The organism is Sphaerimonospora sp. CA-214678, from assembly GCF_050942215.1.
Classification (GTDB): domain Bacteria; phylum Actinomycetota; class Actinomycetes; order Streptosporangiales; family Streptosporangiaceae; genus Sphaerimonospora.
In genome coordinates this window covers 4,390,822-4,416,438 of sequence record NZ_CP192056.1, presented here as the reverse complement: position 1 = coordinate 4,416,438, position 25,617 = coordinate 4,390,822, and the positions used below count along the sequence as shown (strand labels likewise).

Genomic DNA, 25,617 nt, shown 5'->3' with positions numbered 1-25,617 from the left:
TCCGGATGGCGCCGGCCGAGGACGGCCACGCGGGGGCCGGGGAGTCCGAGATGCCCGGATGGCGTGACCGCGTGCGGGCCAGGCGCGGTGGTCACCTGGCTCTGCGGATCGTGATCGGGACGATCGGCTGCATCATGATCGTGAGTGGTCTGATCATGGTGCCGTTCCCCGGGCCGGGCTGGCTCGTGGTGTTCGCCGGTCTGGCGGTGCTGGCCACCGAGTTCCCGTGGGCCTCCAGGTTGCTGGAGCTCGTCAAGCGTGCGGTCCTGGCCGCGACGGACTGGCTCAGGCGGCAGAACTGGTTCGTCCGCATCGTCGCGGGCCTGCTGACCTTCGCCTGCGCCGCCGCCATCGTGTGGGCGACGCTGAAACTGACCACGGGGATCGACCTCATCCACATGGCCCGCGCGCTCATGCTGCGTGGATGGGACACCTGAGGGCGGGCACCGGAGAACGGGGTGTGCGGACAAGGGCCGGGCGGCGACGGGTCCGGGTGAGGATCGCCGGGCCGGATCAGCGGTAGGAAGGCGGGTCAGAGGTAGAGACCGGTGCCGTGCTCGGTCTGCTGGGTGGCCACCGCGTGCAGGTCGCGTTCGCGCAGCACCAGATAGATCTGGCCCTGCACCTCCACCTCATACTGGTCCTCGGGGTTGAACAGGACCTTGTCCCCGGTTTTCACGGATCGGGCGTTGGCGCCGGATCCGCATACTTCGCCCCAGACCAGCCGGTTGGCCATCTTGACGGTCGCCGGGATGACGATGCCCCCGCTGCTGCGGCGTTCCTCGGTCTCCCGCTCGATCCGGATCATGACGCGGTCGTGGAGCATTTGGATCTCGAACTTCGGGTCGGCCACGCTGGCAGTCTACGCGGTCAGGACCGGCCCATGGCCAGGTCATATCCCGTGCCTGAACGGCGGTAGACCCGGCCGGTGCCCCACTTGAGCACCTCGAAGCGGACGTGGACGACGTTGGAGCGGACTCCGGTGAGGTCGGCCATCATCTTCTCCGACAGGTCGACGATGGCCGGAATGTCGTGCTGGGCGACCGCCCATTCTGCCGGGCCGAAGTCCTCGACGAAGCCGATGACGCTCTTGCCCCGATAAGTGATCTTCACCTTGGTGCCGAGGGGCCAGTAGGGGCTGGCGATCGTCTTGTACCGCATCGGCTTGCCCGAGGCCGTCGCGGCGTCCCAGAAGGAGGTGGCCGTGGCCTTGCCCGAGGGCAGCTTGGGCTTGGGTGAGGCCTCCGGGGTGGGGGAGGCGGCGGGCGAGGTGGAGGGGGCCGGCGACGGGACGGGGGACGGGGGGACGGAGGCGGTCGGTTCCGGGATGGGGCGCAGGGACGGTCCGGCCGCGGCGTCGGCGGCGGCCGCTGTGCCGGTCGCCAGCAGGACACCGGCGACGGTCAGGGTGATCGCGTGACGGGTGCGCTTGTGCATGGGTTCCTTTCGCCCGGTCGCGGGGCCCGCCTCGGCGGGCATGCGACAGCGGCCCGGGAGGTGCGAGGAAGAAGCCCCTTTACGCCTCTTTGGCGACGGCTTTGCGACTTTTGGAAGATTTGAGGTAGTTGATACCGGAAAAACCGGATGATGTGGATGAGTATAGGGAAAGAAACGGCAAAAGGGACAAGCGACACCAAACGGACGGTAGATCTTCCTTGACCCTGTTCGTCGACGACCCGGATGACGCGGGTCAGAGTGCGGTGGTGACGGAGGCGATCTCGTTGAGGGGGAACTCGAGGTAGTCGCCGGCCTCCTCGCACCAGGCGTCCAGGACGCCGCTGCGCAGCTCGCCATGGCTCACGGTCGCGGTGACCCCGTCGGACAACGTGATGAACGCACGGACGTTCCGATCGACCACGCAGCCCAGCAGCGACTGCTGCGCGACCGGCAGCCTGGTGGCCATCCGCCCGATCACGGCCCAGGTCTGCCGTCCCGGGCCGGTGGCGTCCGCACCGGCGAGCAGACGCCTGGCGTGCTCGCGCGGATCGGGCGGCGGATCGGCGGGCGAGCCGGGTGACACGTCCGTGACGTCCCCGGTGCTCACGACGGCGGCCGGTCGTTCGAGTTCGGCGACCCGGCCTCCCGGCAGCAGCACGAGCCGCCCGTCCGCGCGGGGCTCGTCGCCCGGCTGCACCGGCGCGTACCCTGCCTCACGCAGCGCGGCGAGCGTCGTCCCGGCCGAGGCGGAACCGGCGAGCACGGTGGGGGCCAGGAGCCGCAGCCCCAGCCCGGCCAGGCTCCGATGCGCGGCGATCTCGGCCAGCAGAGCGGGATCGGCGCCCTGGATGATGCAGCCGACGGAGAAGACCGTCACCTCGCCGTGCCGACGGCCCACGTCGCGGATCAGGTACGCCAGCGGCTGGGGCAGGGTGCCGACCTCGGCGAGCGCGGCGAGCAGGGCCTCGGCGGTCTCCCCGCCGTCCAGGGCCCTACGTACGCTCGCCCGGCTGAACCGCCAGACCGAGGCCGCGCTCCGCGCCTCGCGGTCGGCGGCGCGGTCCAGGAGCGCGGCGAGCTCGACCGATGGCGGCCCGGTCACGACGGCGGTGAGGTCGGCGCCGAACAGCGCGGTGCGGCGTGCGCTCGCGAGCGCGGCGGCCGAGCGCTCGGCCAGCGCCGGGTCGTGTTCGACCTCGGGCACTCCCGCGTGCCCCTCATGGCCGGCGACCGCGGCCAGTGCGGCCAGCGCCCGGCCGAGGCTCGTGAGCGCCTGCCCTGCGGCGAGGCCGAGCAGCCGGGCCTCCTCGAGCACGGCGGGGGCGCACTCGTCCAGTAGCTCCCGGTCGAGCATCGGCGCACGCCAGTGGACCGACTGCACGAGCTCCCGCAGGGTGGCGAAGCCCCGGCCCTCGGGGATCCCGGCGAGCACGCCGAACACCGCCCACCGGATCCGTGCGATCGTCTCACCGGAGGGATCGTCGCCCAGCACGGTCGGATGGCGCTCCTCCACGCGGCGCAGCGACGACCGCTCCATGCGCCACCACGAGGCCAGTAGGACGCGCAGCCGGGCCGGGGCGTCCTCCAGGCGCCAGGCGTCGAACCGGTCGGTCGGAGCGAGGAAGCCGGGGAACGCGCCGCCGAGCGCCGGGCGTCCCCGGTTCGCGCCGCCGCCGTGCTCCGCGTGCTCGGAGCGTTCGGAGTGCTCGTTGAGGGCGATCAGCCGGGCGACAGCGGACACCTCGAGGAGCAGCCGGGTCTCCTCCTCGGCGCAGCCGGTCTCCCTGGCCAGCCGCTTGACCTCACGCACGCCGACGCCGCCGTTCTTCAGCAGCGGCAGCGGGGTCTTGCCGATGTTCTCCAGCAGTGTGGTGGCGCGGTCGAGCAGGTGCGGCGCGGCCAGGCTCATCGCGTGCTCCGCCTCGTCAGTGGCGGCCTCGACCGTGGCGAGGTCGGGCGGGCACGGCGTGAACGGCCCGTGGTAGTCGGGACCCCGCAGCGCCAGCGCCACCTCACGCGGCATCTCGGCGAGGTCCCACCGCCCGCGGAACAGCAGCCCGTGGTCGAGCGCCCATTTCTCCGGCGTTCCCGGCGTCACGAAGCGGTCGCCGGACACGGTGCGGATCGGGCCGTCCCAGGCGAAGCCGTCGAGCAGTTCCATCGTGCCGTACGGCGCACGGCCGAGCAGCGCGCCGAGGCGCTCGCTGTCGCTCAGCAGCGCCGAGATCCTGGCCGTCATCTGGCGTTTGCCTCCCTGCGCGGGCAGCCGGAGGTTGCGGCAGATGCGGCGGAGTCCCTCGGGGCTGAGCCGCCAGGAGCCGAGGAAGGCGTCGAGGGGGTCGCCCAGGCCGCACGGGGCGGTCGACCAGCGGGCCACCGCGGGGGCGAGGTTGATCCGGCCGTCCGGCCCCGGCCAGGCGAGGGCGTGATCGTAGAGGTGGTCGAGCCACGGGACCACCTCGGAGGTGCGCACACCGAGGAAGCGGGCGAGGTCGTCCTCCCCCGGCCGGCCGCCGACCACCAGGCACGCCTGTAGCAGTTCGAGGGGCGGTAGCGGGAGCCCTCGCATGACCTCCATGACGGCGAAGTCGTCGGTCAGGCGGACGGCGAGTGCGTCCATGCGGCGGGGCCAGGGCGCGACGATGGCGTCCCGGCGGTTGGCCAGGACACGGGCGAGTCTGTCTTCGTCGAGGGTCGTCAGCCAGCCGACCAGCTGATCGTCCATACCGGACTCCGGGGAGATGCCGCTCGGGCGTTACGGTCCGATCTCAGCACATCCGGGCCCGCCGCGCGGGCGGTTCTGGACAGATCGCCTCCCGGTTCGCCGATTCAGCGCCGAAGTCCACCGGTTCCACGCCGGACCGGGGCGCTCGGCGTGCGCGGCCTGAACCGGGCCTCCTCCCGGCGCGGCCCGCCGGGCCGCCGGGCGTGATCAGCCGGTCGTGAGCACCGCCCACACGACCTTGCCCTGCGAGGTGAGCGTGCACCAGCCCCAGCGCAGGCTCAGCGACTCCACGATGTGCAGGCCGAGGCCGCCCGGCTCGAACGGCGCCGGGTCGCGCATGACCGGTACGGCCGAGCCGGGATCGGTGATCGCGCAGGTGACCAGCGGGCCGCGCCTGATCAGGGACAGCCGGATGACCGCGCGTTCTCGGTGATCTCCCGGCCCGGCGAGCACCAGGCCGTGCCGCAGCGCGTTGGTCGCGAGCTCGGAGACCACCAGCTCCATCGAGTCGAGGAGCGTGGTCATCTGCCACCCGGACAGGGTTCCCGCGGCGAAGCTGCGGGCCGAGTACACCGACTCGGCCAGCGGCGGCAGGACGAAGGTGGCGCTGCTTCCGGTGCTCGCGCTGTTGCCGGCGGGCCTGCGTTCCAGCAGGTCGCGGGCGTTGTCCGGCCACCAGCCGAGCGGCGGCCACCAGTCGCGCGCCGCCCTCGGCAGCTGGCCACGAGTCAGGTTCGTGGACTGCACGAGATCATGATGCTGGACACTTCGTGCAACTGCAAGAGCGAATGCACGTGCAAGTGTGGTGTGCAGGCGCTACCGTTACCCCAAACAACCCTGGGACGAAGGGGGCGATCTTTGACAGACTGTGAACGAGTCCACTAAGCGGAGGAATGACACGTGTCGATAGATCCACCCGGATCGGGTTCCACCGTTCGGCGCATCATGCTCGGCGCCAGCCTCAGGCGGCTGCGTGAGGAGCGGGGGCTCACCAGAGAGGTGGCCGGATTCCATATCCGGGCCTCGGAGTCCAAGATCAGCCGGATGGAGCTCGGCAGGGTCGGTTTCAAGACACGTGATGTCGAAGACCTGCTCACGCTGTACGGCGTCGTCGACGACGACGAACGGCGTGGCCTGCTGGAGATGGTCCGCGAGGCGAACACGCCCGGGTGGTGGCACAAGTACGGCGAGGTCCTGCCGAACTGGTTCGTCACCTATGTCGGACTGGAGGAGGCCGCCGACGTGATCCGCACCTACGAGGTGCAGTTCGTGCCCGGCCTGCTGCAGACGGCGGCGTACGCCCGTTCGGTGATCCAGCTCGGGTATCCGGACGCGCCGGATGCCGTAATAGAACAACGTGTGCATCTACGCATGCAGCGTCAGGAGCGGTTGACGAACAGCGATGGGCCCAGGTTGTGGGCCGTCATCGACGAGGCCGCGCTGAAGCGACCGATCGGAGGGAGGGCGACCATGCGCGAGCAGATCCAGCATCTGCTCGAGGTGGCCACGCTGCCCAACATCACCCTGCAGGTGATGCCCTTCCGCTTCGGAATGCACGCGGCCGAGGGCGGCGCTTTCACGATCCTCCGCTTCCCGGAGCCCGATCTTTCCGACGTCGTCTACGTCGAGCAGCTCTGGGGTGCCCTTTACCTGGACAAGCGCGAGGACGTCGATCCCTACCTGACGGCCATGGAGCAACTGTGTGTGGAGAGCACGACGCCCGGGGGCACCGCCGAGATTCTCGGCGATCTTCTCAGAGAGACATAAATGCAGACATATAACGGGATGCCCGCAAACGACCTGACCGGTGTCACGTGGCGGAAGAGCGCCCACAGCAACTCGACCGGCAACTGCGTTGAACTCGCCGAGCTTCCGGACGGCAGCGTCGCCGTGCGGAACTCGCGATATCCCGAAGGCCCGGCGTTGATCTATACCAGGGATGAGATCCGTGCGCTCGTGCTCGGCGTCAAGGACGGCGAGTTCGACGGCTTATTGGTTTGATCGTTTCCGGCGTGGAGATGGAGGGCCCGATGGAACCGGTGCCGGTGGGACTGATCGGAGCCGGTCCGTGGGCGGGCATGGTCCACGCCCCGATGCTGGCGGCCGGGCCGTACACGAGTCTGGCGGGCGTGTGGGCCCGCAGGCCGCAGGCGGCGGCCGAGCTGGCCGGCAGGCACGGCGCCCCGGCGTTCGAACGGATCGAGGACCTCTTCGAGGCCTGCCGGGCCGTGGCGTTCTGCGTGCCGCCGGCCGTACAGGCGGAACTGGGCGTCCTGGCCGCGGCCGCGGGTAAGGCGCTGCTGCTGGAGAAGCCGCTGGCGGCCGACCTCGACGGTGCCAGGCGGCTCGCCGGCGCCATAGCGGAGTCGGGGGTCGCCTCGCAGATGGTCTTCACGTTCCGCTACTCCCGGGCGACCGCCGAGTTCCTGGAGCGGGTGCGGGCGCTGGAGCCGTTCGGCGGATACGCGGCGAACATCTCCGGCGCCCTGCACGGCGGCCCGTTCGCGACCCCGTGGCGGCTGGAGCGCGGCGCCGTGCTCGACGTGGGACCGCACATGATCGATCTGCTCGACGCCGCGCTCGGCGACGTGGTCTCCGTCCGGGCGCACGGCAGCGCCCTCGGCTGGGCCGGTCTGCTGCTCGAGCACGCCACCGGCGCGGTGAGCGAGGCGTCGCTGTGCATGGCCGCCCGCGGCGAGACGCCGCCCGCCCGGGTCGAGGTCTACGGGCGGGCGGGCAGCGCCCTGCTGCTCGGCTCGGATCTGGGCGAGAGCGTCTTCCCCGAGGTCGCCAGGCAGTTCGCCGAGACGGTGCGCCGCGGCGGGGGGCACCCGCTGGACGCACGCCACGGCCTGCGCCTGCAGGAGGTCATCGAAGAGGCGGAGCGGCAACTCCGCTGAGCCCGTCACTTCCCCGCGGCCGGGCCGCCGGCATGAGCCGGGCGATGCGTTGATTCTTCGGCTTGATACGGTACGTGCGACGCGTGCCGTGTAGCGAAGTCCGGTGAGAGTCCGGCGCTGTCCCGCAACTGTGGTTCCCCGTCCCCGGGGACGAGCCAGGTCGCCTGCACGGCCGCCGACGCCATCAACCCTCGAGGAAAAGGGTGATCCGTCGATTTCCGCGGGTCTCTCGATTCCCGGCTCTCCCCCTGGAGGACTCTCTCGTGAGGCCTTTCCGCACGGTCGTCGCGGGCGTGCTGCTGGGTGTCGTCGGTCTGGCCGGTTGCGGTCAGACGAACGACACGACCGCCCCCGCCTCCCCCGCAGACTCGGCCGCCCCCGCCGCGTCGGCCGGTGCCTTCCCCGTCACCGTCCAGGCCGGAAACGGTGCGGTGACCATCGCCAAGCGGCCCGAGCGCATCGTGTCGCTCTCCCCGACCGCCACCGAGATGCTGTACGCCATCGGCGCCGGCGGCCAGGTCACCGCCGTCGACGACCAGTCCAACCACCCGCCGGAGGCGCCCAAGACGTCGCTGTCCGGCTTCAAGCCGAACGTCGAGGCGATCGCGGCGGCCAACCCCGACCTGGTCGTGCTCGGCAACGACCTGGACGACGTCGTCGCCGGGCTGAGCAAGGTCGGCGTGCCGGTGCTGCTGGAGCCGGCCGCCGTCCGGCTGGAGGACACCTTCGACCAGATCGCCGACCTCGGCGCGGCCACCGGCAACGCCGACAAGGCCGGGGAGGTCGTCCAGGAGATGAGCAGGCGGATGGACGAGATCGTCGCCGCCGTGCCCAAGGACGCGGAGCTCACCTACTACCACGAGCTGGACAGCACGCCCTACTCGGTCACCTCCAAGACGTACCTCGGTCAGATCTACGGCCTGTTCGGGCTGAAGAACATCGCGGACGAGGCTCCCGACGCCGCCGGCGGCTACCCCAAGCTGTCGGCCGAGTTCATCGCGAAGGCCGACCCCGACCTGATCTTCCTGGGCGACACCAAGTGCTGCGGCCAGAACGCGGCCACCCTCGCCGAGCGGCCCGGCTGGTCCGGCCTGTCCGCGATCAAGAAAGACCAGGTCATCGAGCTCGACGACGACATCGCCTCCCGCTGGGGCCCGCGCGTGGTCGACCTCGCCCAGGCGGTGAGCGAGGCCGTGGTGAAGGCCTCGGCGAGTCAGTGACGAAGTGACGAGAAGGTGACCCTTCTTCGGCCGCGCGGCCGCGCGCTGCTCGTCGCCGTGGCCGTGCTGGCCATCTGCCTGATCCTCGGCACGGTGACGGGGGCGGCCGGGATCTCGCCGCGCGGCGTCGTGCTCGCGCTGCTCGACCGGCTCCCGTTCGTCTCCGTCGACCCGGGGCTCACGCCCGCCGAGCTGGGGATCGTCTTCCAGCTCAGGGTTCCGCGGGTGCTGATCGCCGCCATGGTGGGCGGGCTGCTCGCGATCGCGGGCGCCGGATACCAGGGCGTGTTCCGCAACCCGCTGGCCGATCCGTACCTGCTGGGCGCCGCCGCCGGGGCGGGGCTCACCGTGACGCTGGTCGTGGTGTTCCTCGGCGGCCGGGCGGGGGTGCTCGCCGTGCCGGCGGCCGCCTTCGCCGGCGCCGTCGGCGGGGTGCTGCTGGCGTACGTCCTGGGCCGCTCGGCCGGCCGGGGCGGCGGCACGGCCACGCTCGTCCTGGCCGGGGTCGCGGTCACCTCCTTCCTCACCGCGCTCCAGACGTTCGTGCAGCAGCTCAAGGTGGAGGAACTGCAGCGGATCTACGCGTGGATCCTCGGGAACGTCGGCGGCGGCTGGGACGAGGTCTGGATGGTCGCGCCGTACACCCTGGTCTCGACGGTCGTGCTGCTGCTGCACGGGCGGCTGCTCGACGTGCTGTCGGTGGGCGAGGAGGAGGCCTCCAGCCTCGGCCTGAACGCGGCGCGCGCCCGTCTCATCGTGCTGCTCGCCGCCTCGCTCGCCACCGCTGCCGCCGTGGCGGTCGGCGGCCTCATCGCGTTCGTCGGGATCGTCGTGCCGCACGTGGTGCGCCGGCTCGCCGGATGGTCGTACCGGATCGTGCTGCCGGTGTCGTTCGTCGGCGGCGCGGCGTTCCTGGTGCTCGCCGATCTCATCGCGCGCAGCGTCCTGGCCCCGGCCGAGCTGCCCATCGGCGTGGTCACCGCGTTCGTCGGCGCGCCCTTCTTCGTCATGGTCCTGCGCATGACGAAGGGCGTGAACACGTGAACGGCCAGGGGCGTGAACACATGGACGGCGGAGCGCCCAACGGGATCGAGGTGCGCGGCCTCGGCGTGCGGCTCGGCGAGCGGGAGGTGCTCGCCGACGTCGGGCTGTCGGTCGGCGGCGGCGAGTGGCTGGCCGTCATCGGGCCGAACGGCGCGGGCAAGTCGACCCTGCTCCGGGCCATGGCGGGGCTGATCGCCTGCACGGGAGAGGTGCTCGTGGACGGCGTCAGCGCGCGCAGCCTGGGCCACCGCCCCCGGGCCAGGCTGATCGCCTACGCGCCGCAGAGCCCCCTCCTTCCCCCGGACATGAGCGTGTACGACTACGCGCTGCTCGGCCGTACGCCGTACATCCCCTATCTGGGCAGGGAGAGCGCCAGGGACCGCGAGGTGACGGGGTCGGTGCTGGAGCGGCTCGACCTGACCGGTTTCGCCTCGCGGCGGCTCGGCCACCTGTCGGGTGGTGAGCGGCAGCGGGTCGTGCTGGCCCGCGCGCTGACCCAGCAGGCCCCCGTGCTGCTGCTGGACGAGCCGACCACCGCCCTCGACCTCGGCCACCAGCAGCAGGTGCTCGAACTCGTCGACCGGCTGCGCCTGGCCGACGGGCTGACCGTCGTGACCACGCTGCACGACCTGAACCTGGCCGGGCAGTACGCCGACACCCTGGTCCTGCTCGCGCCCGGCCGCGCCGTCGCGTCCGGGCCGCCCAAGCAGGTGCTGACCGAGCCGCTGCTCGCCCGGCACTTCGACGCGCGCGTCCGGGTCGAGCCCGGCGCCGACGGCCGCCCGCTGGTGCACCTGATCAGGCCGGAGGAACGGTGACCGCCCCGGCCGACGCCTCGGTGCAGGGGGCGCTGTCGCTGGCGCTCCGCGAGGTGGGCGGCATGCGGATGGGCACGCTCCTGTGGCGTTTCGGACCCGGCTGGCGCATGATCTCCTCGGCCGTGCTCGGCGGCGGCATCGGGCCCCGGGAGTGGGTGCTCAACGCGCAGGTCGACAAGGACTACGCGCGGACGGACCCGGTGGAGCATCTGATCGAGATGGGACCCGGAGGCCCCGGCGTCGGGATGCTGACCGCCGCGATGGTCGAGCATCACACCCGGGCGGCCGACGGGGGAGTGGAGGTCGTGGCCACCGTCGGCCTGGGCGTCCCCACCTGGGCCGCAGCCCCGCCGGGAGCCGTGTCGGAGGAGGCCGGCCGCCGTCCGGGCACGATCAACATCATCGTCGCCGTCCCGGTGGCGCTGTGCGACGCGGCCCTGGTCAACGCCGTCATGACGGTGACCGAGGCGAAGACCCAGGCGCTGATCGAGGCCGGCTTCCCCTGCACCGGCACCGCCTCCGACGCCGTGTGCGTCGCCGTACGTGAGGAGGGGCCGCAGGAGCCCTTCGGCGGCCCCCGGTCGGAGTGGGGGGCGCGGATCGCCCGCGCCGTCCACCGCGCCGTTCTCGACGGCGCGCTCGGCTGGCGTGGCAGAGCCGCCGGTACGGCACGGCTCTGAGCAGCGCGGTCCGCCACGGTCCGGCGTGGTCCGGATCGAGGCTCAGAACGGCACGGGCCGGCGGCGACGGTAGGCGACGAGAACGAGCGCCACCAGGCCGGTCAGCGTCACCACCGCCACGAGCCGGGAGATGAGCGCCGACGGCGAGTCGAGTGCGGCCGGCCTCCCCGTGTCGCCGGGCTTCGCCGGGAACGCGAACGTGCCGGACACGGTCCGCGTGATGTGCCCGCTCCGCAGCGTGAGCCGGAAAGTCCATGGTCCGCCGGGAAACCGGGGGTCCAGCGGGACGGACACCAGGCCCGTCACGCCCGGTGGCAGGGTCGTGCCCCGGGAGATCGGGTACGGTCCGGCCCGCAGGGAGGCGTCTTCGTCGGTCAGCGACAGGTGTCCCTCCAGGTCGATGGCGCGCTCGCCGGTGTTGCGCACGGACGCGGTGACCAGCGGGCGCCCGTCCGGCAGCCGCCGGGGGAGCACTTCGCCGACGCGGAACTCCGACGGCGGCTCGCCCCCGGGGCCGACGTCGAGGTAGGCCCGGACGCCGACCCGGTTGACGAGCGAGACGTTCCGCTCCGGGCCCGGCCGCCCGGAGGAGGCCTGCGCCCAGATGACGGCGTACCGCTCGCCCCTGGTCGCCGAGCCCGGCACGCTGATCGTGGCCGTCACCGTGGCGCTGCCGTGCGGCGGCAGGTCGATGCCGGACCGGTCGAGCCTGATCCACGAGGTCAGCTCGTTGTGCTCGCGGCCGGGAGAGAACGTGAACGTTCCGCCGTCGATGGCGGCCGCGCCGGCGTAGACATCGACATGCCGTGGCTTCGCGGAGCTGCTGGAGACCTCCAGCCGCCGGGTGAACGTCGTGCCGGGATTGACGTGATCGACGATGAAGACGCGGGCGCGTGGGTCGGACAGCCGGCTCCTCGGCGCCTCCAGCAGCCGGATGCCGACGGCGCCGGTTCCGCGGTCGTGCCGTACGTGCGAGGCCGCGCCGGCCGGCTCGGCGACGCAGAGGATTCCGTACAGGCACAGTGCGAACAGCGAAAGCAGAAGAGCGGGCGGCGTCATCGGCGTGCCCGGTGCGTGCGGCTGAAGCGGCGGAAGCGGCGGCGCCGGCGGATCATGCGACAGAGTGGCTCACCGCACCGCTGTAGGCGCCCGCGACCGCGCCGGCCGGGACGTCGACCACGATGGTCGGGTGCCAGGTGGTGCTGTTGGAGCCCGATCCGCTCGACTTGGTGAAGGCCGTACGCGACACGTCCAGCGACTGGGCGGATCCGGCGTTGGCCTGGCCGGGTGTGAAGGTGCCGGAGCCCGTGGTCGAGGTCGCGGCGCCGGACCAGTACCGGACACTACTGCTCGAGATGGTCTCCGCGGGAGAGGAGCCCCCCGTCGTGAAACCGCCGGGCGCGATCACGGACGCCGTCCAGATGGCGGTGAGCGCGGCGCGCTGATCCGACACCGTGACGGAGCCGAGCTGCCCGGTGATCTGGCCGCCGGGTGCTCCGCTGCCGATGGCGACGGGCCCGTTGGGAACGGTGATCGTCAGCCCGTTGGGCGCGTTGACGGTGAAGTTGACCGTGGTGGGGCAGGTCGTGGAGATGGGGCAGGTGCCCGCGCGCGCCGGGAGCACGGCCAGGACGGCAGACGTCAGGCTCGCCACTCCGGCGCATACGACGCCGATGCGGGTCAGGAGAGGGCGGCTCGCTGACACGGTCGTCATCCCTCCAGACGGCTCATACTCCTTGGCACGCGGTTCATCCTGGGCCGGAGCGATCGACGGCGCGGATCACGGCGGCGCTGCCCTACCCACTTTTCATCGTGACTTTCGGATTCCTTTTCCCTGATCCCCGGACCATCCCCCGAGGTCGGGACGGTCAGGCCACGGAGTGGGTGACCGTGCCGGTGTAGGCGCCCGCGACCGCGCCGGACGGGACGTGCACGATGACGGTGGGGTCCCAGGAAACGGAGTTCCCCCCCTCGGACGACTGGGTGTGGCTGAACGCCGTGCGGGTCACGTTGAGCGACTGCGCCGCTGCCGCGTTGGCCTGGCCGGGGGTGAAGGTGCCCGGGCCCGTGGCGGCGGTCGCGGGGCCCGACCAGTACGAGACGGCGCTGCTCGGAATCGTCTCGGCCGCCGTCTTGCCGCCCGTGGTGAAGCTCGTGGCCGACACGGTGGCCACCCAGTTGCCCTCGTTTCCGCCGCTTCTTCTGGATCTTCGCGTCAACAGAAAGTAGCAGTGATGTCGCGGAATGTGTCGTATCTCGTCGATGAGGGCCGCGTCAGCCGGTGAAGGCGACGGTATTGATCATGTGATCGATGAGCTGCCGGTCGCACCGGGCGCAGAAGAACGTGATCAGGGTCGTCATCCCGTCCTGACCCTCCCGGACGAGATAGGCGGAGAAGTCGAGCCGGCCGCCTGGTGCCCCCGTCTGCGCCGGGTCGCCGAGCACCCCGTCCAGCCGGAAGGCCGGTCGGCCGCCCACCGTGGTCGGCATCGGGGCGCCGGTGTAGCCGACCGTTCCCGGCAGCGACGACTGCAGGCTCTCCTGGAGCTCCGTCGGCGAGTCCGAGGTGCTGAGCGTGTTGCTCACCTGGGCGAACACGCCGGTGGCGTGCTCCGGCCGGTTCGCGATGACGGGATTGACCTTCGACCAGTCGGTGTTGCCGGGAACGGCGAACAGCGCGTCGAACTCGCCGGCGGCCGGGGAGGCGATCATCCACTGGTCGGCGTTGGTCCTGGCCTCGCCCCAGGTCGACGGGTAGGCCATGGTGAACGGCGCGGCGGTGCTTCCCGGATAGGTGTTCCAGGACGCGGAGCCGTCCCCGCCGTTGGTGAGGATCAGCGTGGCGGCCACCGCGATCGACAGCAGCACGGCCAGGCCGCCGATCAGCGGCCCGAGCGGAAGCCTGCGCCCGCCGCCCGCCTCGACCGGCTGCCCCGGGTGGGAGACCGGCGGCTGCGACGGGTGTGACGGGTGTGAGGGATGTGTCGGGTGAGAGGGCTGTGAGGGATGGGATGTGGGCCCGGGGAAGACGGGCGGGTACGGCTGGGCGCCGGCGGACGGATATGACTGCGCCGACGGCGGTGTCTGATACGGCTGCTGTGGTTGATACGGCTGCTGCGGGTACGGCCGGCCGCCCGCGGGACCGGGCGCCGGCTGTTCGCCGCCGCTGATGGCGTCGCGGAGTGCGGAGACGAACTCCCGGCAGGTCGCGTACCGTTCGGCCGGGTTCTTGGCCAGCGCCCGCGCGAGCACGGGGTTGACCGCGTGCGGCAGGTCGGGACGGTAGGGCGTGAGCGGTGGCGGATCATGGGAGACGTGGGCGTACAGCAGCGCGAGCTCGGTGTCGCGCCGGAACGGCGGCTGCCCCGCCAGTGCTTCGTAGACCACGCAGGCGAAGGCGTAGAGGTCGCTGCGCCCGTCCACGGCGAGGCCCCTGATCTGCTCCGGCGCGACGTAGCGTGGCGTCCCCATGAAGTGCCCGTGGCTGGTCAGCCCCGCCTCCGCGGCCGAGCTCTTGGTCAGCCCGAAGTCGGTCAAATAGACGTGATCGCCCTGGGCCACCAGGATGTTGGCGGGTTTCACGTCACGGTGCACCAGCCCGCCCGCGTGCGCGGCGTCCAGCGCCGCGGCGATCTGGGCGAACAGCGGGTTGGCTCGCGCCACCGGCAGCTGGCCGGTCGCCTGGACGAGTTTGCGCAGGTCACTGCCGTCGACGTAGCGCATGGCGATGAACAGCAGGTCCTCGCGCTCGCCCGCCTCGTAGATCGGGATGATGTTGGGGTGATCGAGGCTCGCCACCAGCCGTGACTCGCGTACGAACCGCTCGCGGAAACGCTCGTCGTGGGAGAGCTGCGGCGAGAGGATCTTCAAGGCCACCGCCCGGCCCAGCCGCTGGTCGCGCGCCCGGTAGACGGTGGCCATGCCGCCTCGCCCGACGACCGCCTCGATCAGGTGGTCGCCGAGTCGCCGGCCGATCAGCGAGGGCGTCGATGGGGTGTCCGTCATGTCACTGCGTCCACAGGATTGCCGCAAAAGCCGCAGAACCGGTGCCCCTGGCCCAGCCGCATGCCGCACTGCGTGCAGAAGCTCATCTGCGGCTGCCTCTGGGGTTGCCCGTGCGGCGGCCCTGCGGGCAGGGACGGCGCGGGCGACGACGACGGGACCGATGGGACCGACGGCACCGAGGGCACGGAAGGAGTGGGGGGCAGGGAAGGCCCCGAAGGCCAGGAGGGCTGGGAGGGCTGGGAGGTCCCCCCGGGGGGCGAGGGGTCGCCGCCGCTCCCGGCGATCCCCGCCGGGTGGTGGGACGGCGCGCCGATGACCTGTGTGACCGCGTGCGCCGGCCACGGCTCCGGCGCCTGGCCCGGTGTGCCGATCGAGGAGTTCCCCGCCGCCGCGTTTCGCCGGCGCCGCATCAGCGCCGTGGTCGCCGCGACGAGCACCACCAGGACCGCGAAGCCGCCGGCCGCCAGGACCAGCGGGGAGACGCCGGACGCCGTCTCCGCCGGGACGGCGGAGGGCCTGGCCGTACCACCATCCCCGTCCTCGGCCGCGCCCGCCTTCGCCCTGGCCTCCTTCAGATGGTCGATCGCGACCGCGTGGTCGGGGCGCAGGTTGAGCACCTGCCGAAGCACCGGGATCGCGTTCGCGAACTGCTTGTTGTGGTAGGAGGCGAGCGCGGTCTCGTACACGTTGTCGACCGGTCCGCGACGCGGGGTCACGCCGGCCGCCACCAGCGCCGTGCGAATCTCCTCAACGGGGGTGACGGTCGTCGGGAGGCCGCCGCCGCCGGACAGCAGCCCGATGACCTCGCTCTTGGCGTCGTCGATGAGCGCCGCGCCCGGCGCCCCGTTCTTCAGCAGCGCCGTGACCTTGGCCCGCTCCTTCTCGGTGATGGTCCGGCTACCCGGGGGATCCAGATGCGCGGTGTCCAGCTTGGGCCGCAGTTTCGCCGACGGCCTGCCGGTGAGCGTCATCACGTTGATCGACTCGACGGCGCCGCCGAGTGCGGTCCCGAGCGGCACAGTGGGCAGGGTCCCCTTCTCGCCGCCCTTGACGACCTTCAGCACGGCGGGGGCGGCCGGGGCGGCGCCCGTCGTCAGGATCTGCGCGGACAGCCCGCCGGGCACTGGAGGATCGAGGTACGGAAAGACCGTCACGTTGGTGGTGACCTGGGCGATGCAGGTCGAGTCGGTCTTCTGCGGCGGATAGCAGGCCTGGAGCCGGCGGTTGAGGTCGGGGTCGTCGAGCGTGTGCCGCTTGAAGTCAGCCGGGATCTTCACCTTGAAGTATTCGGCGAACACCCGGTTGGCCGCGTAGACCCTGGGATCGCGGTCGCTCTGCACCACCTGGGTGGCGGTGACCACGACGCCGTCGGGGGTGACGGTGAACCCGCTGCCCTTCGCCAGTTCGGTGTCGTACTCCCTGACGACCTGCTTGATGATGCTCCGGTCGTCCAGCAGCGTGATCGACACGTGGGAGAACGACTCCACCCGCGCCGCTCCAGGTGTCACCCGGTCCATGGATCCGCTCGGGTGGGGGTGCATCGGCAGCGGCGCCGCCTGCGCTGCCTGCGCCGTTACGGCGAGAGACACCGCCAGCAGGGGCGCCGCGACGGCGGCGTGGACCGGCGACCCCGCGAAAAGTGAGTGCAGGCGGGGCATCCCGGCCTCCTATGCCTGATGTGAACAGTCCAAGGGTCTCAACGCATATGGAGCCGGACAAGGCCTGGAGCCGTGCCGACATCCAGTTGATACAGCCCATTGATCTATACGGCGCTTGCCGATCGCTTGCAGCCGGATTGCTCGGCCGATACGCGCTCCGCCGGAAAGTGATTAATGTTCTGCTCATGCTGCCTTCCCGTCTCCCCCGGGCCGATCTGCTGATCGGTTTCGCCATCATGGCTCTCGGCACGCTGGAGGCGTTCACCGTGGCGACCGCCTATGGCGCGCCCGACGGCGCGCTGCGGATGTCCCAGGACGAGGTGCTGCCCCAGCCGGGTCTTGACATGGTGGGCGACCTCGCCTCCATGGTCGCGTCCTCGGGCCCGCGGGTGCGGCTGGAGATCGAAGGCGAGGCCGTGCAGCTCGAACCCGGCCTCGACCTGTCGGCCTACCGGATCGTGCAGGAGGCCCTCGCGAACGCGGTGAAGTACGCGGGGGATGCCGAGGTCCGGATCCGGATCGCCTACCTGCGGGACTCGCTGGAACTGGAGATCGTCGACGATGGGCGGGGCACGGGACCGGCGCCGACGACCGGCGACGGGCTCGTCGGGATGCGGGAGCGCGCCGAGTTGTTCGGCGGCTCGCTCGACGCGGGGCCGATGCCGGGAGGCGGCTTCCGCGTCCACGCGGCGCTGCCGATCTCCCATGGAGTGACGATGAGCGAGGTCACCAGGTGACGATCCGCGTCGTCTTGGCCGACGACCAGGCGATGGTGCGGGCGGGCCTGCGCCTGGTCGTCGAGAGCGAGCCCGGCATGGAGGTCGTCGGCGAGGCCGGCGACGGAGCCGAGGCGGTGGCCGTGGCACGGCGGGTCCGGCCGGACGTCGTGCTCATGGACATCTCGATGCCCCGGATGGACGGGCTCGCCGCGGCCAGGCGGCTCCTGGACTCGCCGCACCCTCCCAAGATCATCATGCTGACCACGTTCGACACCGACGAGAACCTGTACGCCGCGCTGCGCGCCGGGACGAGCGGCTTCCTGCTGAAGGTGTCCCCCCCCGAGCAGCTCGTGGCCGCCATCAAGGTCGTCGCGGCCGGCGACGGGCTGCTCGACCCGGCCGTCACCACCCGGGTGATCTCCTCCTTCGCCGGGCGGCATGAGCCGGTGCGCCCGCCGCAGCTGTCCGAGCTCACCCCGCGTGAGCTGGAGGTGCTGCGGATGCTCGCCCGCGGCCTCACCAACGCCGAGATCGCCGGGGAGCTCTTCATCGGCGAGGCCACGGTGAAGACGCACGTCGCCCGGGTGCTCATGAAGCTGAACCTGCGTGACCGGGCTCAGGCGGTCGTGTTCGCGTACGAGTCGGGTGTGGTCGCCCCCGGCTCGGTGGACGGATAGCTCGAGGGGTAGTACGAGTTCCACTCGGAGTCGCTCATCCGGAGGAGTCGCATGCCGAGGTAGCCCAGCACCAGGAGGTTGCCTCCGCTCCACAGGAAGCTGAGCGGACCGTAGTCCAGGACGTAGGGGAGGATCCAGACCGCGGCCTCGACCACGGGAATCCACCAGCGGACGAACCCGGCGCGGGCCAGGGCGATCATGACGAGGATCAGCCCGATAGGGCCGAGGAACAGCCACGGTATGTGGAACGAGAAGACGACCCCGGGCAGGTCGAACACCTCGTCGAACAGCTTCTCCGCCTGGTCGGGCGGGTAGTGCCGGCCGAACCACCACTGGACCGCGTCGCCCAGCAGCAGCGCGGACAGGTTGACGAAGCCCAGCGCGGCGAAGGCGCCGCCGATGTGACCGAGCACGACCCCTCGGCGACGGGTCAGGTGCAGCAGGCCGAGCGCGGCGAACGGCAGGAGCACCCAGCTCCAGTGGTAGAGGGCGGACTGGAGCTGCGCCAGTCCCGGGTTGACGCCGTAGCTGACCACCTCACGCTCGTCGCCCCATGTGCCCGGGTCCACCGCGTTCGCCACCAGCTGGAAGAGCGGCGAGACGATGAGCGTTGTTCCGATGACCGACCGTCGGAAGTCGGTGGCGTCGGACAGTCTGAACATGATCATTCCTTTTCTGATCGTCCGCTGAGCGCTGACCACGGGGACGGTAGGTGGCGGCCCGGGCGCCGCGCATCCGCCGTACGGCTGATCCGACCTCACTCTCATGGGCGACTTATCGCTTGACCGGTGTTTATGTGTATATTTTTCTGAAGACAGCTCACGAATCGGGAGATTTTTTATGACGGCCTTCCCTTCGGTCCTGTTCGACGAGGCGCACAGCGAGGCATGGACGATCCGGCGTGAGATCGCGGAGCTCATCAATCCGGCGCACCCCGACGACAGCGGCTACGTGAAGGCCGCCGAGGTCCTGCGCCGGCTCGGTCATACCGTCCGTCCCCACGTCGAGGGTCCGGTCACGCCCGGCCTGCTGGACACGTGCGACGTCTTCGTGATCGCGCACCCCTCCGGCGAGCGCTGGGAGCGCACCACGGGCGCCGGAAGCCCGCTCTTCACCGCCGAGGAGATCGACGCGATCGAGGCTCACGTCGCCGCCGGCGGCGGACTGGTCGTGCTCGCCGAGTGCGAGCAGGACAAGTACGGCAGCAACCTCGCCGACCTGCTCGGCCGGTTCGGCGTCGCCGTCGAGCACACGACCGTCCAGGACCCGGCGAGCTGCCACAACAACGTCGCCACGTGGGTCCTCGGCACGCCGCCGTACGACCCGGGGGACGCGCAGGCCGACGGGCAGGACCTGCTGGCGCAGGCGCGCCGGGCCTGCTTCTACCGCGCGGGAACGCTCGCCGCCGTCCCGGACGGCACGGCCGTCCTGTTCGAGACCTCGCCGACCGCCGCCCCCGCCGGCCGCCCGCTGGCAGCGGCCGTACGGCACGGCCGCGGCCGCGTCGTGGTGCTGGCCGACTCCGACCTGTTCGGCGACGACTCGATCGACGACTTCGACCACGCCCAGCTGTGGGCCAACCTCGTCACCTGGGCCGCACGCACGCCCGAGGACGGCCGCTCCCGTACGGCGCCGCACCGGCCCGGGGAGCCGCGCAAGGCGGCGGTGGCCGCCGGGTTCGCCCGGCTCAAGGCGGCGGTCGAGGAGCTGCGCCCGCTGCAGGCGAAGGACGGCTCGATCAGCGGCGACCGGGCCCGCGCCGCCGAACTGGTCGCCGAGATCCGCGATCACGTGACCGCGCTCGCCCCGGCCTTCCCGCACGATCGCGACTACCTCGACACCGTGGTGGCCGACTTCGGCAAGTGGGTGGCGGACGGGCTGGGCGTCCCGGACTTCCTCGACTCGCTGAACGCCTTCCACCCCGACACCCAGCGGGTGGACGGGCTGGAGCACCTGGTCGTCTTCCCGATGTACACCCAGAACGGCAACCGCGACCGCAACGTCGAGGCCGTCTGGATCCGCGTCGTCTGGCCCGACTGGCTGGCCGAGCTCGAGCGCGGCGGCTACGACAACGCGATGTTCGTGCCGATCGTGTTCGAGGACTTCACCGCGGGCTACGACACCAACTCGGCCGTGCTGTTCCCCGAGACCGTCGCGGTGCGGCAGGCTCCGTCGCGCTTCACCTGGGGTGCCATCTTCTGCGACCGGGAGGCCGCGAGGTTCCGCCGGGTCAGCGAGGCCGCGGCCGCCACGCTCAAGCTGGCGCTGCCGCCCGACGCGGCCCGGCTGCTCGCCTCGCAGGATCTCGCCCAGGACACCTTCGTCCTGTGGGATCTGGTGCACGACCGGACCCACAGCCACGGCGACCTGCCGTTCGACCCGTTCATGATCAAGCAGCGGATGCCGTACTGGCTGTACGCGCTGGAGGAGCTGCGCTGCGACCTGACCGCGTTCGGTGAGGCGGTGAAGCTGGAGGCGGCGGGCGTGCCGCACGCGCGGTACGTGCAGTACGCCATCCTGTTCGACCGGCTGTTCCGCTTCCCGATCACCGGTGAGCGGGTGCGCAACTACGACGGCCTCGGCGGCCAGCTCCTGTTCGCCTACCTGCACCGCAACGACATCGTGCGGTGGACCGACAACCGGCTCACGATCGAGTGGGACCGCGTCGCCGACGGCGTCGCCGACCTGCGCGGCGAGGTGGAGAAGCTCTACCGCGACGGCATCGACCGGTCCAAGGCGGCGCACTGGCTCGCCGCTCACCAGCTCGTCGCGACGTACGTCGAGCCGCATCCGGCGTCGGCGTGGCAGCGAGGCGTGCACGCGCTGCCGGCCGAGCAGAAGGCCATGGTGGACGCCGTGCTGCCCGACGAGTTCCCTCTGAGCATGTTCTACGAGGCGCTGCGCCGTAAGCTCACCGAGGTGGTCGAGTCCACGAGGGGCATCCGGGCCTGAGGCCCATATGCGCCTCGCTCGGAAGGGATGGGCGTGATGAGCAGAGTGATCCTGGTCGCGGGAGCGGGTGGTCCCACAGGGGAGGCCGTCGTACGGCGGCTGACCGAGCGCGGCGACACCGTGATCGCGGTCGACCGGTCCGGCGCCGGCGGGTGCCTGGGCGTGGACCTGCTCGACGCGGCGGCCGTAGCGGAGCTGGCCGAGCGGATCAGGGCCGAGCACGGGCGGGTCGACGGCGTCGTGCACCTCGTCGGCGGCTGGCGCGGGTCGAAGACCTTCGCCGAGACCTCGCTCGCGGACTGGGACCTGCTGCACGACCTGCTGATCCGCACCCTGCAGAACGTGTCGCTCGCGTTCGAGCCGCTGCTGCGCGCCTCCGGCGACGGACGGTTCGTCATCGTCTCGGCGCGGGCGGCGCAGCGGCCGACGCAGGGCGGCGCCGCCTACGCCGCGGCCAAGTCGGCGGCCGAGGCCTGGACGCTGGCGCTCGCCGACGCGCTGCGCGGTACGGCGTCCGCCGCCGTGATCCTCGTGGTGACCGCGCTGGTGCATGATGGGATGCGCGCCGCCGCGCCGGACAAGCGGTTCAAGAACCACACCGATGTGCGGGACCTCGCGGCGGCCGTCGCCGGCCTGTGGGACGAGGCTCCCGACGCCGTCAACGGCCGGCGGATCGACCTCACTCCCGGCGCGAAGGATGGAGACCTCTCGTGACGACGGATGCCGTACGCAGGCACGACCCGAAGGTCAAGGCGTTCGCCAGCGACAACTATGCCGGCGTGCATCCGGAGATCATGGAGGCGATCGCGCTCGCCAACGGCGGGCACCAGGTCTCCTACGGCGACGACGTCTACACCGAGGCGCTGCGGGAGGTCTTCCGCCGGCACTTCGGCGAGCAGGCCGAGGCGTTCCCGGTGTTCAACGGCACCGCGGCCAACGTGGTCTCGCTGCGCTCGATGTGCGCGCCCTGGGAGGCGGTGATCTGCCCGGAGAGCGCCCACATCAACTCCGACGAGGGCGGCGCCCCCGAGGTGATCGGCGGTCTGAAGCTGCTCCCGGTGCCGACACCCGACGGCAAGCTCACGCCCGAGCTGGTCGACCGTCAGGCGTGGGGCTTCGGCGACGTGCACCGGGCCCAGCCCCGCGTGGTGTCGATCTCCAACGCGACCGAGCTCGGCACGCTCTACACTCCCGCCGAGATCAGGGCGATCTGCGATCACGCCCACGAGCTGGGCCTGCTCGTCCACCTCGACGGCGCGCGGATCACCAACGCGGCCGCCGCGCTGGACCTGCCGCTACGCGCGCTCACCACCGACGCCGGGGTGGACGTGGTGTCGTTCGGCGGCACCAAGATCGGGCTGCTGCTCGGCGAGGCCGTGGTCGTGCTCAACCAGTCGGCCGTCCGCGGCCTGCCGTACGTGCGCAAGACCGGCATGCAGCTCGCCTCGAAGATGCGGTTCGTCTCGGTGCAGTTCGAGGCGCTGCTCGCCGGTGATCTGTGGCTGCGCAGCGCCCGGCAGGCCAATGCGATGGCCCGGCGGCTCGCCGAGGCCGTACGGCACATGCCCGGGGTGACGCTGCCGCGCCCGGTGGAGGCCAACGGGGTCTTCGCGATCCTGCCGGCCGACGTCGCCGACCGGCTGCGCAAGCGATTCCGGTTCTACAACTGGAACGAGCAGATCGGCGACGGCATGGTGGAGGTGCGGTGGATGTGCGCTTTCGACACCACCGAGTCGGACGTCGACGCCTTCGCGGCCGCCCTCGCCGAGGAGCTCAGCGCCTGATCATTTGGTGCGGATGGAGGGCAGGGGCCGGGCGCCCCGCGTGGTGAGCATCTCCTGCATCTGCTTGATCTCCGCCGCCTGGGTGTTGACGATGTGCTGGGCCAGACTGCGCACCTCGGCCCGGTCGGACTGCTTCAGCAGGGCCTCGGCCATGTCCACCCCGCCCTCGTGATGACGGATCATGAGCTGGAGGAACAGGACCTCGGCGTCCTTGCCCGCCGGTGCCTCCCGCAGCCGTTTCATCTCCTCATCGGAGGCCATGCCCATCGACGCCATGATCTCCGCCCATGGCCGGGGGGCGGCGGTGGCGGCGGCCCCGCCGTGGCCGCCGTGACCGGCCATCCACAGCATCGGCGGCAGGGTCGTCGACTGGTCGAGACCCCACTGCTGGACCCAGCCCATGAAAATTCCACGCTGGGTGCTCTGGGTCGTGATGATGTCGTAGGCGAGCGTCCGCATCTGGTCGTCCGTGCTCTTGTCCCGCACGATGAACGACATCTCGACCGCCTGGGCGTGATGCACGCCCATGTCCCTGGCGAAACCCGCCTCGGGGGAGGCGTCGCCCGGTACCTGTGACCTGGTGAGGAACAGCAGCAGCGCGACCACGGCGACGACGACCGTGATCACTCCGAGGATCGGCGTGGTCCTCCCCGGCCGCGAGACGGTGTCCGGCGGCAGGCTCGTGTCGATGCTCATCGTCCACAGGCTACTCCACGCGGTGCGCGCGCGCCGGGGCCGCTTGATCACATGAGTTCTGCGCTTGCGCGGAGTTTATCCCTATACCCACTATTCTCCATACCGCGCGGGGGAAACCTGTGATCAGCGGCTGGAGGATTGATGGCGAAGGAGAAGTCGCAGGCGAGGCGTGAGCACCTCGCCCGCATGCGCGCCGAGCAGAAGCGCAAGGAACGGCGTGTGGCCTTCCTGATGTGGGGAATCGGCGGTCTCGTCATCGTCGTGCTGGTCGGCCTGGTCGCCGTCTATGTGGTCAACGACCGGTCCGGCAAGTCGCTCGACTCGGTGGCGAGTTACAAGTACGAGGGCTCCGACCACAGCTGGGACAAGGTCGCCTACACCGAGACGCCGCCCGTCGGCGGCCGGCACAACTACATCTGGCAGAACTGCGGCATCTACGACAAGCCCATCCACAATGAGCACGCCGTCCACTCCCTGGAGCACGGTGCGGTGTGGATCACCTATCAGCCCGACCTGCCGCAGGCGGAGGTGGACAAGCTGAAGACGCTGGCCTCCGCCGATTACATGCTGCTCAGCCCATACCCCGGGCTGCCCGCCAAGATCGTGGCCAGCTCCTGGAACCACCAGCTCAAGGTCGACAGCGCAGACGATCCCCGCCTGCCGGCCTACATCAAGAAGTACAAGCAGAACCCGGCCTACACCCCCGAGTTCGGCGCGGCCTGCAGCAGCGGCGTCGGCACCACGGCGGAGCAGCCGCTGCCCCCGCCGACGGCGGCCGACCCCCACGAGTCCGCCGCACCCGAGGAGTCCGCCGCACCCGAGGAGCCCGCGAGCCCGTCGCCCGCCGCCTCCTGAAAACCACCCCACCCCCCCATCCCCGTGATCTTGCGAATACTCGCACGTATACGCCGTGAGCAGGCACTTTCCGTTCCGTGATCTTGCAGTTCCTTGCAGATTCAGGGTCTGAGCTGCGAAAACGATGTTCGTGATCTTGCACCTCGTGTCGGATTGCAAGATCACGCAGTGCATCACCGCACGTCAAGCGGCTTGTCTGCGAGAAACTGCAAGATCACGGAATGGAAGTGCCCAGGTCGGGAGGCGTCCTTGCGAGAATTCGCAAGATCACGCGATGGGGGGTCCGGGGGATGGGGGGTGGGGAGCCGGGGGGTGGGTGGGTGGCGGTTTGCCGGATGATTACCCGCTCTTGGCCTACCTCGGTAGGCTCTGCGGTCGATGGCAGGGATCGAGGACGGGATGCGGAACGAGCGCCAGGAGGAGCCCGGCACGGGGGCGGACCCGGAGGCGGGCGAGGCCGCCGAGATCGGCGGAGAACGGCGCGAGGGCGCTGTACCGGACCCGGATGCCCCCGGATCACCGCAGGAGTCCCGGCCGCCGAATGAACCCGGCCCGCCGCGGCAGCCGCAGGCCGCCCGGGGGACGACACTCGCCCTCGTCGTCGCCCTCGCCCTGGTCGTCGTGATAACCGGTGCTCTCGGTGCCGTGGCCGTCGTGATGACCCGCAATCCGGACGCGGCGCCGCTCTCACAGGTGTCGCTGCGCCGGCTGGCGACGCCCGTGCACTTCGCCCCGGTGGTCGGGGTCAAGGCCGGGCCCTGCACCGAGACCGACGCGGTCCCCGACGACACGGGCACCACGTGCTACCAGCTCGATCCCGGCATCACGGTGACGACCGTACAGAAGATCGAGGAGGTGCCGGAGCGGGACGGGAGCCACTCCCTGCGGCTCGTCCTGTCCCCGGCCAACCTGGACCAGATCGCCGATCTGACCCGGGAGACCATCAAACAGCAGCTCGCGATCGTCGCGGGCGACAAGGTGGTCGCCGCCCCCAGGGTCGAGCAGGAGATCACCCAGGACAGCCTGGCGATCGCGGGCTTCACCAAGGAGCAGGCCGACGCGCTGTTCACCCTGCTGACCGGCGCCGCCGCCCCACAGGCCAGCCCACCCGCCCAGGACACCCAGCCCGCGCAGCCGACCCAGCCGGCGTACACCCAGCCGCAGAGCCAGACCGAGCCGCCCGCGTTCACCGAGCCGACTGCGCAGTCCACGCAGCCGCTGTTCACGGGGACGCCGGACGAGGCCGCGACGCAGCCGGCGGCCGGCCGGCCCGAGGACACCCGGGCCACGGGCTCGGGGGGACGGACCCAGCAGCGGTTCGCGAGCTGCCAGGAGGCCACCGCCAACGGCTACGGACCGTACACCAAGGGCGTGCACGCCGAGTACTACTGGTACACGGACGTGGACGGCGACGGCGTCGCCTGCGACTCCGGCGACCTCGCCTGAG

General features: G+C 71.2%; 26 protein-coding genes and 1 riboswitch. Of the genes, 15 read left to right on the top strand and 11 right to left on the bottom strand.

The window, feature by feature from the left end; genetic code table 11:
* Window positions 1–5 precede the first annotated feature (5 nt).
* Entirely contained in the window at window positions 6–437 is a 432-nt protein-coding gene (locus ACQP1K_RS19850) for a TIGR02611 family protein (protein ID WP_433497207.1), read from the top strand.
* Window positions 438–532: 95 nt separating this feature from the next.
* On the opposite strand, the gene ACQP1K_RS19845 is transcribed toward ACQP1K_RS19850, so the two are convergent.
* From ACQP1K_RS19845 to ACQP1K_RS19830, 4 genes are all read right to left on the bottom strand, one after another.
* The gene (locus ACQP1K_RS19845) at window positions 533–826 is read right to left on the bottom strand and encodes a GroES family chaperonin (protein WP_433501592.1); all 294 of its coding nucleotides are present in this window, start codon (window positions 824–826) and stop codon (window positions 533–535) included.
* A 44-nt stretch (window positions 827–870) separates the two neighbouring features.
* A complete protein-coding gene (locus ACQP1K_RS19840; protein ID WP_433497206.1) occupies window positions 871–1,437 on the bottom strand; it encodes a hypothetical protein in 567 nt (188 codons plus the stop codon).
* Between the two features lie 253 nt (window positions 1,438–1,690).
* Window positions 1,691–4,162 carry a helicase-associated domain-containing protein gene (locus ACQP1K_RS19835; RefSeq protein ID WP_433497205.1) on the bottom strand — a complete coding sequence of 824 codons (2,472 nt, stop codon included), beginning with the start codon at window positions 4,160–4,162 and terminating at the stop codon, window positions 1,691–1,693.
* Window positions 4,163–4,369: 207 nt separating this feature from the next.
* Entirely contained in the window at window positions 4,370–4,909 is a 540-nt protein-coding gene (locus tag ACQP1K_RS19830; RefSeq protein ID WP_433497204.1) for an ATP-binding protein, read from the bottom strand.
* 198 nt (window positions 4,910–5,107) lie between these two features.
* Between ACQP1K_RS19830 and ACQP1K_RS19825 the strand changes: the two genes are divergently transcribed.
* The 7 genes from ACQP1K_RS19825 (at window position 5,108) to ACQP1K_RS19795 (ending at window position 10,824) form a co-directional block, all read left to right on the top strand.
* Window positions 5,108–5,929, top strand: coding sequence for a helix-turn-helix domain-containing protein (locus ACQP1K_RS19825; protein ID WP_433497203.1), 822 nt, complete (start codon window positions 5,108–5,110; stop codon window positions 5,927–5,929).
* On the top strand, window positions 5,930–6,163 hold the full coding sequence (locus tag ACQP1K_RS19820) for a DUF397 domain-containing protein (protein WP_055481766.1): 234 nt from the start codon (window positions 5,930–5,932) through the stop codon (window positions 6,161–6,163).
* 29 nt (window positions 6,164–6,192) lie between these two features.
* Window positions 6,193–7,062, top strand: a complete 870-nt coding sequence (locus ACQP1K_RS19815; protein ID WP_433497202.1) for a Gfo/Idh/MocA family protein — start codon at window positions 6,193–6,195, stop codon at window positions 7,060–7,062.
* Between the two features lie 71 nt (window positions 7,063–7,133).
* A riboswitch (cobalamin riboswitch) is annotated at window positions 7,134–7,248 on the top strand.
* A gap of 77 nt (window positions 7,249–7,325) precedes the next feature.
* Complete coding sequence (locus ACQP1K_RS19810) at window positions 7,326–8,282, top strand: helical backbone metal receptor (protein WP_433497201.1); 957 nt, start codon at window positions 7,326–7,328, stop codon at window positions 8,280–8,282.
* Between the two features lie 15 nt (window positions 8,283–8,297).
* Window positions 8,298–9,326 (top strand): FecCD family ABC transporter permease, encoded by a 1,029-nt coding sequence (locus ACQP1K_RS19805; protein ID WP_433497200.1) that lies wholly within the window; start codon window positions 8,298–8,300, stop codon window positions 9,324–9,326.
* The gene (locus ACQP1K_RS19800) at window positions 9,323–10,144 is read left to right on the top strand and encodes an ABC transporter ATP-binding protein (protein ID WP_433497199.1); all 822 of its coding nucleotides are present in this window, start codon (window positions 9,323–9,325) and stop codon (window positions 10,142–10,144) included. Before ACQP1K_RS19805 ends, ACQP1K_RS19800 begins: the two co-directional genes overlap by 4 nt.
* A 62-nt stretch (window positions 10,145–10,206) precedes the next feature.
* Window positions 10,207–10,824 carry an adenosylcobinamide amidohydrolase gene (locus tag ACQP1K_RS19795; protein WP_433501591.1) on the top strand — a complete coding sequence of 206 codons (618 nt, stop codon included), beginning with the start codon at window positions 10,207–10,209 and terminating at the stop codon, window positions 10,822–10,824.
* A gap of 42 nt (window positions 10,825–10,866) precedes the next feature.
* On the opposite strand, the gene ACQP1K_RS19790 is transcribed toward ACQP1K_RS19795, so the two are convergent.
* The 5 genes from ACQP1K_RS19790 to ACQP1K_RS19770 all read right to left on the bottom strand — a co-directional run bounded on the left by ACQP1K_RS19790 (window position 10,867) and on the right by ACQP1K_RS19770 (window position 16,487).
* The gene (locus ACQP1K_RS19790) at window positions 10,867–11,883 is read right to left on the bottom strand and encodes a hypothetical protein (protein ID WP_433497198.1); all 1,017 of its coding nucleotides are present in this window, start codon (window positions 11,881–11,883) and stop codon (window positions 10,867–10,869) included.
* A gap of 52 nt (window positions 11,884–11,935) precedes the next feature.
* Entirely contained in the window at window positions 11,936–12,538 is a 603-nt protein-coding gene (locus ACQP1K_RS19785) for a hypothetical protein (RefSeq protein WP_433497197.1), read from the bottom strand.
* A 154-nt stretch (window positions 12,539–12,692) separates the two neighbouring features.
* Window positions 12,693–12,998 carry a hypothetical protein gene (locus ACQP1K_RS19780; protein ID WP_433497196.1) on the bottom strand — a complete coding sequence of 102 codons (306 nt, stop codon included), beginning with the start codon at window positions 12,996–12,998 and terminating at the stop codon, window positions 12,693–12,695.
* A 100-nt stretch (window positions 12,999–13,098) separates the two neighbouring features.
* Window positions 13,099–14,829 carry a protein kinase domain-containing protein gene (locus ACQP1K_RS19775; protein WP_433497195.1) on the bottom strand — a complete coding sequence of 577 codons (1,731 nt, stop codon included), beginning with the start codon at window positions 14,827–14,829 and terminating at the stop codon, window positions 13,099–13,101.
* Window positions 14,826–16,487, bottom strand: a complete 1,662-nt coding sequence (locus ACQP1K_RS19770) for a zinc ribbon domain-containing protein (protein ID WP_433497194.1) — start codon at window positions 16,485–16,487, stop codon at window positions 14,826–14,828. The genes ACQP1K_RS19775 and ACQP1K_RS19770 overlap by 4 nt, the downstream gene beginning before the upstream one ends.
* Before the next feature lie 185 nt (window positions 16,488–16,672).
* Here ACQP1K_RS19770 and ACQP1K_RS19765 point away from each other — a divergent pair, with 185 nt between their 5' ends.
* Together ACQP1K_RS19765 and ACQP1K_RS19760 are read left to right on the top strand one after the other, a co-directional pair.
* Window positions 16,673–17,224, top strand: a complete 552-nt coding sequence (locus tag ACQP1K_RS19765; RefSeq protein ID WP_433497193.1) for a sensor histidine kinase — start codon at window positions 16,673–16,675, stop codon at window positions 17,222–17,224.
* Complete coding sequence (locus tag ACQP1K_RS19760; RefSeq protein ID WP_433497192.1) at window positions 17,221–17,883, top strand: response regulator; 663 nt, start codon at window positions 17,221–17,223, stop codon at window positions 17,881–17,883. Before ACQP1K_RS19765 ends, ACQP1K_RS19760 begins: the two co-directional genes overlap by 4 nt.
* Here ACQP1K_RS19760 and ACQP1K_RS19755 read toward each other — a convergent pair.
* Window positions 17,823–18,545, bottom strand: coding sequence for a hypothetical protein (locus tag ACQP1K_RS19755; protein WP_433497191.1), 723 nt, complete (start codon window positions 18,543–18,545; stop codon window positions 17,823–17,825). The two genes, ACQP1K_RS19760 and ACQP1K_RS19755, sit on opposite strands and share 61 nt — an antisense overlap.
* Window positions 18,546–18,723: 178 nt before the next feature.
* On the opposite strand from ACQP1K_RS19755, the gene ACQP1K_RS19750 reads away from it, so the two are divergent.
* From ACQP1K_RS19750 to ACQP1K_RS19740, 3 genes are read left to right on the top strand one after another with little or no spacing between them, the layout of a single operon-like run.
* Window positions 18,724–20,835: a DUF6421 family protein gene (locus ACQP1K_RS19750; RefSeq protein WP_433497190.1), complete on the top strand. Its 2,112-nt coding sequence runs from the start codon at window positions 18,724–18,726 to the stop codon at window positions 20,833–20,835.
* A gap of 36 nt (window positions 20,836–20,871) precedes the next feature.
* Entirely contained in the window at window positions 20,872–21,549 is a 678-nt protein-coding gene (locus ACQP1K_RS19745) for an SDR family NAD(P)-dependent oxidoreductase (RefSeq protein ID WP_433497189.1), read from the top strand.
* On the top strand, window positions 21,546–22,619 hold the full coding sequence (locus ACQP1K_RS19740) for a threonine aldolase family protein (RefSeq protein ID WP_433497188.1): 1,074 nt from the start codon (window positions 21,546–21,548) through the stop codon (window positions 22,617–22,619). The genes ACQP1K_RS19745 and ACQP1K_RS19740 overlap by 4 nt, the downstream gene beginning before the upstream one ends.
* Here ACQP1K_RS19740 and ACQP1K_RS19735 read toward each other — a convergent pair whose 3' ends face one another.
* The gene (locus ACQP1K_RS19735; protein WP_433497187.1) at window positions 22,620–23,315 is read right to left on the bottom strand and encodes a DUF305 domain-containing protein; all 696 of its coding nucleotides are present in this window, start codon (window positions 23,313–23,315) and stop codon (window positions 22,620–22,622) included. It abuts the gene before it with no gap.
* A 141-nt stretch (window positions 23,316–23,456) separates the two neighbouring features.
* On the opposite strand from ACQP1K_RS19735, the gene ACQP1K_RS19730 reads away from it, so the two are divergent.
* Both ACQP1K_RS19730 and ACQP1K_RS19725 read left to right on the top strand, forming a co-directional pair.
* A complete protein-coding gene (locus ACQP1K_RS19730; protein ID WP_433497186.1) occupies window positions 23,457–24,170 on the top strand; it encodes a DUF3105 domain-containing protein in 714 nt (237 codons plus the stop codon).
* A gap of 378 nt (window positions 24,171–24,548) precedes the next feature.
* Window positions 24,549–25,616 carry an excalibur calcium-binding domain-containing protein gene (locus tag ACQP1K_RS19725; protein ID WP_433497185.1) on the top strand — a complete coding sequence of 356 codons (1,068 nt, stop codon included), beginning with the start codon at window positions 24,549–24,551 and terminating at the stop codon, window positions 25,614–25,616.
* Window position 25,617 lies beyond the last annotated feature (1 nt).

What these genes read in the sequence shown, in the direction of transcription:
- ACQP1K_RS19850 (WP_433497207.1), top strand. Translation starts at nt 6, where the DNA reads ATGGCGCCGGCCGAGGACGGCCACGCGGGGGCCGGGGAGTCCGAGATG.
- ACQP1K_RS19845 (WP_433501592.1), bottom strand. Translation starts at nt 826, where the DNA reads ATGCTCCACGACCGCGTCATGATCCGGATCGAGCGGGAGACCGAGGAA.
- ACQP1K_RS19840 (WP_433497206.1), bottom strand. Translation starts at nt 1,437, where the DNA reads ATGCACAAGCGCACCCGTCACGCGATCACCCTGACCGTCGCCGGTGTC.
- ACQP1K_RS19835 (WP_433497205.1), bottom strand. Translation starts at nt 4,162, where the DNA reads ATGGACGATCAGCTGGTCGGCTGGCTGACGACCCTCGACGAAGACAGA.
- ACQP1K_RS19825 (WP_433497203.1), top strand. Translation starts at nt 5,108, where the DNA reads ATGCTCGGCGCCAGCCTCAGGCGGCTGCGTGAGGAGCGGGGGCTCACC.
- ACQP1K_RS19820 (WP_055481766.1), top strand. Translation starts at nt 5,930, where the DNA reads ATGCAGACATATAACGGGATGCCCGCAAACGACCTGACCGGTGTCACG.
- ACQP1K_RS19815 (WP_433497202.1), top strand. Translation starts at nt 6,193, where the DNA reads ATGGAACCGGTGCCGGTGGGACTGATCGGAGCCGGTCCGTGGGCGGGC.
- ACQP1K_RS19795 (WP_433501591.1), top strand. Translation starts at nt 10,207, where the DNA reads ATGCGGATGGGCACGCTCCTGTGGCGTTTCGGACCCGGCTGGCGCATG.
- ACQP1K_RS19790 (WP_433497198.1), bottom strand. Translation starts at nt 11,883, where the DNA reads ATGACGCCGCCCGCTCTTCTGCTTTCGCTGTTCGCACTGTGCCTGTAC.
- ACQP1K_RS19785 (WP_433497197.1), bottom strand. Translation starts at nt 12,538, where the DNA reads ATGACGACCGTGTCAGCGAGCCGCCCTCTCCTGACCCGCATCGGCGTC.
- ACQP1K_RS19775 (WP_433497195.1), bottom strand. Translation starts at nt 14,829, where the DNA reads ATGACGGACACCCCATCGACGCCCTCGCTGATCGGCCGGCGACTCGGC.
- ACQP1K_RS19770 (WP_433497194.1), bottom strand. Translation starts at nt 16,487, where the DNA reads ATGCCCCGCCTGCACTCACTTTTCGCGGGGTCGCCGGTCCACGCCGCC.
- ACQP1K_RS19765 (WP_433497193.1), top strand. Translation starts at nt 16,673, where the DNA reads ATGCTGCCTTCCCGTCTCCCCCGGGCCGATCTGCTGATCGGTTTCGCC.
- ACQP1K_RS19755 (WP_433497191.1), bottom strand. Translation starts at nt 18,545, where the DNA reads ATGTTCAGACTGTCCGACGCCACCGACTTCCGACGGTCGGTCATCGGA.
- ACQP1K_RS19750 (WP_433497190.1), top strand. Translation starts at nt 18,724, where the DNA reads ATGACGGCCTTCCCTTCGGTCCTGTTCGACGAGGCGCACAGCGAGGCA.
- ACQP1K_RS19745 (WP_433497189.1), top strand. Translation starts at nt 20,872, where the DNA reads ATGAGCAGAGTGATCCTGGTCGCGGGAGCGGGTGGTCCCACAGGGGAG.
- ACQP1K_RS19735 (WP_433497187.1), bottom strand. Translation starts at nt 23,315, where the DNA reads ATGAGCATCGACACGAGCCTGCCGCCGGACACCGTCTCGCGGCCGGGG.
- ACQP1K_RS19730 (WP_433497186.1), top strand. Translation starts at nt 23,457, where the DNA reads ATGGCGAAGGAGAAGTCGCAGGCGAGGCGTGAGCACCTCGCCCGCATG.
- ACQP1K_RS19725 (WP_433497185.1), top strand. Translation starts at nt 24,549, where the DNA reads ATGGCAGGGATCGAGGACGGGATGCGGAACGAGCGCCAGGAGGAGCCC.